The sequence below is a fragment of the Enterovibrio norvegicus genome, from assembly GCF_002876705.1.
Lineage (GTDB): Bacteria > Pseudomonadota > Gammaproteobacteria > Enterobacterales > Vibrionaceae > Enterovibrio > Enterovibrio norvegicus_B.
On sequence record NZ_MDAG01000085.1, the window covers coordinates 1 to 941 of the forward strand.

At 49.4% G+C, this 941-nt stretch carries 1 pseudogene; it reads right to left on the bottom strand.

Annotated features, from left to right (window positions below):
* Positions 1-941 (bottom strand): annotated as a pseudogene (locus BCT27_RS24725) (calcium-binding protein); the annotation flags it as partial.

Below are 941 nucleotides of genomic sequence, written 5' to 3' on the forward strand. Positions count from 1 at the left end.
TCTCCGCCCCAAATCACGTCATCACCGATATTGCCTTCGATGAAATCATCGCCACTGTCGCCCCAAAGCTCATCGGAGCCCGCGCCGCCTGAAACGACATCGTCGTTGTCACCGGCATAAACTGTGTCATTGCCTGCGTCACCAGAGATAATATCCACGCCTTCGCGCCCTAGCAGGGTATCGGAGCCTTCACCACCGATTAAGGTATCATTATCAGTACCACCATCGATATAGTCGTCGCCGGTACCACCATCGATGTAGTCAGTGCCTTCAGCACCGTATAGAGAGTCGTTGCCGTCCGAGTGAGGGACAGTTTTAGGTTCAGTGTTAAGGTAGATTTCGTAGCTGATACCACCAGAATGACCAGATGACATCACTTCAAGCGTGGTAAAAGGTATGTCTATATCGATTGTGGTGTAGTCGCGAGTGTCTACATCGCGGGATTGGAGGTGACCAGCTTCATTGATGAAATCATCGTTATCGCCACTCAAATTACTGATACTGATCGTACCGTTGGCAATACCATCCGCCAGACTGATTTCAACACCATCCAGTTTGAACCAAATCTGCTCTGAATAGGTCATGTAGCCAACAGTAACCCGTAAACCGTTTACTTCTTCTGACAAAACATGCGTATGGCTATCTGTCCACGTACCTGGGTTAGTCCCCATGTAGTAGCCTTCAAAGACACCTTCAACTGTTTGATAGTGGTGACCATTGATTCCATTTAAGCCACCATTGTCGGCAGAGGTCATGGTGATGATGTCGCCGTCATTTGTGGTGAAAGTACTGGATGTGCCAGGCGTAGATTTTTGATAGACAGGTTCAGCATCAGACGTATCAGGCGCTTGCAGTTCACCAGGCGCTTGCAGTTCACCAGACTCTCCGTCTTCGCTGCCGCCAAATAGACGGTCATTACCTTCTCCGCCCCAAATCACGTC